The 5,682-nt window shown below is 55.8% G+C and carries 2 tRNA genes and 3 rRNA genes; all 5 read right to left on the bottom strand.

Annotated elements, in window-relative coordinates:
• Window positions 1-58: 58 nt before the first annotated feature.
• Window positions 59-175 (bottom strand): 5S ribosomal RNA (rrf, locus tag D7V77_RS39540).
• Between the two features lie 181 nt (window positions 176-356).
• Window positions 357-3,323, bottom strand: a 23S ribosomal RNA gene (locus D7V77_RS39535).
• Window positions 3,324-3,617: 294 nt separating this feature from the next.
• A tRNA-Ala gene (locus D7V77_RS39530) sits at window positions 3,618-3,690 on the bottom strand.
• A 55-nt stretch (window positions 3,691-3,745) separates the two neighbouring features.
• A tRNA-Ile gene (locus tag D7V77_RS39525) sits at window positions 3,746-3,822 on the bottom strand.
• A 211-nt stretch (window positions 3,823-4,033) separates the two neighbouring features.
• Window positions 4,034-5,571 (bottom strand): 16S ribosomal RNA (locus D7V77_RS39520).
• The 16S, 23S and 5S rRNA genes sit together here with 2 tRNA genes alongside, the layout of an rRNA operon.
• Window positions 5,572-5,682: the final 111 nt, after the last annotated feature.

The raw sequence follows: 5,682 nt of genomic DNA, 5'->3' as shown, positions 1-5,682 counted from the left end.
ACAAGCCCGCAAAGACAAAGCCCCTGGCGCCTTGCGGCACCAGGGGCTTTCAAAAAGAATCCGGCAGCGACCTACTCTCCCACGCGGTTTCCCGCGGAGTACCATCGGCTCTGGAGGGCTTAACTTCCGTGTTCGGGATGGGAACGGGTGTGACCCCTCCGACATTGCCACCGGAAAAACGAATGACGGTGCATACGAAGGGTAAGTTGCAAGCTTCTGCTTGAGTGAAGCCTCTTCGAGAAGTCGAAGAAGCAATTGAAACAGCTGCCTTCCGGGCGGACGCGCTAGTGGCGTCCTGGCCTCGGCCTTGGCCCCGAGTCCCTTACTCCCCTTGAGGGGGCATGCAAGAGAATGGGGGAAGTAAGCCTCTCGACTTATTAGTACTGGTTAGCTTAACGCGTTACCGCGCTTACACACCCAGCCTATCAACGTGGTAGTCTTCCACGAGTCTTCAGGGGCTTGCGCCCGGGATACCTGGTCTTGAGGTCGGTTTCCCGCTTAGATGCTTTCAGCGGTTATCCAATCGGCACATGGCTACCCAGCGATGCCTCTGGCGAGACAACTGGTACACCAGCGGTGCCTCCAACCCGGTCCTCTCGTACTAAGGTCAGAGCCTCTCAAGTATCCTACGCCCACAGCAGATAGGGACCAAACTGTCTCACGACGTTTTGAACCCAGCTCGCGTACCGCTTTAATTGGCGAACAGCCAAACCCTTGGGACCTGCTCCAGCCCCAGGATGCGATGAGCCGACATCGAGGTGCCAAACCTCCCCGTCGATGTGAACTCTTGGGGGAGATAAGCCTGTTATCCCCGGAGTACCTTTTATCCGTTGAGCGATGGCCCTTCCATTCAGGACCACCGGATCACTATGACCTGCTTTCGCACCTGCTCGACCTGTCGGTCTCGCAGTCAAGCTCCCTTATGCCATTGCACTCGACGCCCGGTTTCCAATCGGGCTGAGGGAACCATCGCGCGCCTCCGTTACTTTTTGGGAGGCGACCGCCCCAGTCAAACTACCCACCAGACAGTGTCCCAGTCCCGGCTTACGAGACGTGGTTAGACACCAGAAATCAGCAGGGTGGTATTTCACCGTTGCCTCCACCGAACCTAGCGGCCCGGCTTCAAAGGCTCCCACCTATCCTACACAGCCAATCCCTAGTGTCACTGTCAAGTTGTAGTAAAGGTTCACGGGGTCTTTCCGTCTTGCTGCGGGTAAACTGCATCGGCACAGCTATTTCAATTTCGCTGAGTCCCTCTCCGAGACAGTGCGGAAGTCGTTACTCCATTCGTGCAGGTCGGAACTTACCCGACAAGGAATTTCGCTACCTTAGGACCGTTATAGTTACGGCCGCCGTTTACTGGGGCTTCGGATCATCGCTTCGCCTTGCGGCTGACGAATCCCCTTAACCTTCCAGCACCGGGCAGGAGTCAGACCCTATACGTCGGCTTGTCGCCTTCGCAGAGTCCTGTGTTTTTGGTAAACAGTCGCTACCGCCATTTCTCTGCAACCTCTCTCGGCTTCGGCTGTACGCCTACACCTACCAGAGGCCCACCTTCTTCCGAAGTTACGGTGGAAATTTGCCTAGTTCCTTGGAGGAGAGTTCTCTCAAGCGCCTTAGGATTTTCTCCTCACCCACCTGTGTCGGTTTGCGGTACGGACACCCTGCAGACTCCCTGCGGGACTTTTCTTGGAAGCCGAGCATCAGCGACTTACCCCTTGCGGGGCGCCATGGGGTCTCGGGGATGACTGCCGCGCCTTTATTCGTACGCGACACCCCTACGCCTTTAGACTGACACAACCACCGGTCAGCTCGCCTAGCTTTCTCCGTCCTCCCTCAGTTCAACGTCTGCAAGATGGCGCAGGAATATTAACCTGCTTGCCATCACCTACGCCTTTCGGCCTCGGCTTAGGACCCGGCTAACCCTGGGAAGATTAACTTGACCCAGGAAACCTTGGGTTTACGGCGAGGGGGTTTCTCACCCCCTTTATCGCTACTCATTTCGGCATCAGCACTCCCAGTCGCTCCAGCGGCCTTTTCAGTCCACCTTCGCTGCAACTGGGACGCTCCCCTACCGCCATACGCGCCTGACGCGCATGACCCGAAGCTTCGGCACTAGTCTTGAGCCCCGTTACATTTTCGGCGCGGCCTGTCTTGACCAGTGAGCTATTACGCTTTCTTTAAAGGATGGCTGCTTCTAAGCCAACCTCCTGGTTGTCAATGACCTGCCACATCCTTTCTAGTGTTCACTTAGACTAGATTTGGGGGCCTTAGCTGTCGGTCTGGGTTATTCCCCTCTTGCCAATGGACGTTATCACCCACTGACTGCGTCCCGGGATAACAATTGCCGGCATTCGGAGTTTGATACGGTTTGGTAATCTGGTGAGACCCCTAGCCGTTTCAGTGCTCTACCTCCGGCATTGAATTGCCCGAGCCGATACCTAAATATCTTTCGGGGAGAACCAGCTATCACGGAGTTTGATTGGCCTTTCACCCCTACACACAGCTCATCCCAGAAATTTTCAACTTTCATGAGTTCGGTCCTCCATGCGGTGTTACCCGCACTTCAACCTGGCCATGTGTAGATCACCCCGCTTCGGGTTATAATACACGCAACTTAGCGCCCTATTCGGACTCGCTTTCGCTCCGGCTCCACCTATCGGCTTAGCCTCGCTACGTATATTAAGTCGCCGAATCATGATGCAAAAGGTACGCTCTCGCACTGGCTTGCGCCGTAGTGCTCGAACTGCTTGTAGACATGCGGTTTCAGGTTCTTTTGACTCCCCTCACCGGGGTTCTTTTCACCTTTCCCTCGCGGTACTTGTTCACTATCGGTCGCCAAGGAGTATTTAGGCTTACCGGATGGTCCCGGCAGATTCAGACAGGATTGCACGTGTCCCGTCTTACTTGGGTAACCCGCTCAGCTCCAGTTGGCTTTCGTGTACGCGACTATCACGCTCTTTGGTGCGTCTTTCCAGGACGCTTCCACTAGCCCTCCAGAGTCCTACCGCGGACCCGCTACCCCACCGCCATTTGCATGACGTTGGTTTGGCCTCTTCCCATTTCGCTCGCCACTACTTTGGGAATCACTCATTGTTTTCTCTTCCTCAGGGTACTGAGATGTTTCACTTCCCCTGGTTTGCTCTGCAAACCTATGAATTCAGCTTGCAGTAACGCAGCTATTCGCCGCGCTGGGTTTCCCCATTCGGACATCTCCGGATCAACGTTTGGTTGGCAACTCCCCGAAGCTTTTCGCAGCCACCCACGTCCTTCATCGCCTCTTGGCACCTAGGCATCCACCGCACGCCCTTAGTAGCTTACTTGCCCTAATCTCTTGTCTAATGCCCGCCTCCCGGCGGATTTTCGAAACTCGGAGACCAAGGCCCAGACCTCTGCTCTTCGCTAGCAGGCCCGGAAGACATTCTTTATTGCTGTTCTCATTGCTTCTTCTTCTTGTGTGGGAGACTTCGCTTTTGCCCCACCCGGCTGCCTCGCGGCGCCTGGTGAGACTCATTTCGAAGTCGGCACTTCTGTTGAGAACTTCACTCAGCAGAAATTGCAACTTACCCTTCGTATGCACTTGTCAAAGAACGTCCCTGCGACTTCCAGGAAACTTGTGGAGCTGATCGGGTTCGAACCGACGACATCCAGCTTGCAAAGCTGGCGCTCTCCCAGCTGAGCTACAGCCCCGACTCTCGCGTCAGCACCAGTCACCCTTTTGCTTCCCTCCAGTGAGGGAGAAGAGTGGTGGGCCTAGGTGGACTTGAACCACCGACCTCGCGCTTATCAGGCGCGCGCTCTAGCCAGCTGAGCTATAGGCCCAGGGGGGCTAAAGCGTCGGCGAACCCTACAGCGTCCTTCATTCTCAAAGAGCCGAGTCAACTTCACTCGGTCCTTCAAAACCAAACAGCAAGCCCGAAGTTCATAATGGATTGTTAATCGGAAACATTGACCTAGAGATGACCTGACAGCCCGAAGGCTGCTGGTGTTGCCTACTCGCCCGAAGGCTGAGTCCAACACCCGGTCTCCTTAGAAAGGAGGTGATCCAGCCGCAGGTTCCCCTACGGCTACCTTGTTACGACTTCACCCCAGTTACCGAGCACTCCTTGGGCATCTCTTGGTGAGATGACTTCTGGAGCAATCGACTCCCATGGTGTGACGGGCGGTGTGTACAAGGCCCGGGAACGTATTCACCGCAGCGTGCTGATCTGCGATTACTAGCGATTCCGCCTTCATGGAGTCGAGTTGCAGACTCCAATCTGAACTGAGACCGGTTTTCTGCGATTAGCTCCCCCTCGCGGGTTTGCAGCGCTCTGTACCGGCCATTGTAGCACGTGTGTAGCCCTGGTCATAAAGGCCATGAGGACTTGACGTCATCCCCACCTTCCTCCGGTTTAACACCGGCAGTCCCTCTAGAGATCCACTTGCGTGGCAACTAAAGGCGAGGGTTGCGCTCGTTGCGGGACTTAACCCAACATCTCACGACACGAGCTGACGACAGCCATGCAGCACCTGTCTCTCGGTTCCCTTGCGGGCACTCCCTCATCTCTGAAGGATTCCGAGGATGTCAAGACCAGGTAAGGTTCTGCGCGTTGCGTCGAATTAAACCACATGCTCCACCGCTTGTGCGGGCCCCCGTCAATTCCTTTGAGTTTTAGTCTTGCGACCGTACTTCCCAGGCGGAGAACTTAATGCGTTAGCTACGGCACCGCGGGGGTCAACTCCCACGACACCTAGTTCTCATCGTTTACGGCGTGGACTACCAGGGTATCTAATCCTGTTTGCTACCCACGCTTTCGCGTCTCAGCGTCAGTTACCGTCCAGGTGGCCGCCTTCGCCACCGGTGTTCCTCCCCATATCTACGAATTTCACCTCTACTTGGGGAATTCCGCCACCCTCTCCGGCACTCAAGCTCTGCAGTTTCGGGCGCACTTCCTCAGTTGAGCTGAGGGCTTTCACACCCGACTTGCAAAGCCGCCTACACGCGCTTTACGCCCAATAATTCCGAACAACGCTTGCACCCTCTGTATTACCGCGGCTGCTGGCACAGAGTTAGCCGGTGCTTCTTCTCCCGGTACCGTCAAGGCAAAGCGTATTAGGCTTTACGGTTTCGTCCCGGTCGAAAGTGCTTTACAATCCAAAGACCTTCATCACACACGCGGCGTTGCTGCGTCAGGCTTTCGCCCATTGCGCAAAATTCCCCACTGCTGCCTCCCGTAGGAGTCTGGACCGTGTCTCAGTTCCAGTGTGGCTGATCGTCCTCTCAGACCAGCTACCCGTCGTTGCCTTGGTGGGCCATTACCCCGCCAACTAGCTGATGGGCCGCGGACTCATCTGGTTGTGATAGCTTGTATACAGAGGCCACCTTTTCCCTCAGTCTCCGAAGAAACCGTGGGCTTATCCGGTATTAGCCAATCTTTCGACTGGTTATCCCAGGCATCCAGGCAGATTATCCACGTGTTACGCACCCGTGCGCCGCTCTACTAAGGGTTGCCCCTATTCGCGCTCGACTTGCATGTGTTAGGCACGCCGCCAGCGTTCGTTCTGAGCCAGGATCAAACTCTCCAATTGTATTCTTGGTTTGCTTGAACCGGCGTTCCCCGAGACCCGGCTAAGGAGTCTCGGCTCGCTGATTCGTCGGCACTTCCCTCTCGCTGCGCTTTTCAGCGCTGCTCTTGAGGT

The organism is Corallococcus sp. CA041A, assembly GCF_003612075.1.
Lineage (GTDB): Bacteria > Myxococcota > Myxococcia > Myxococcales > Myxococcaceae > Corallococcus > Corallococcus exiguus.
Note: the sequence above shows the minus strand (reverse complement) of the source record. Positions and strands in the feature narration are given on the sequence as shown.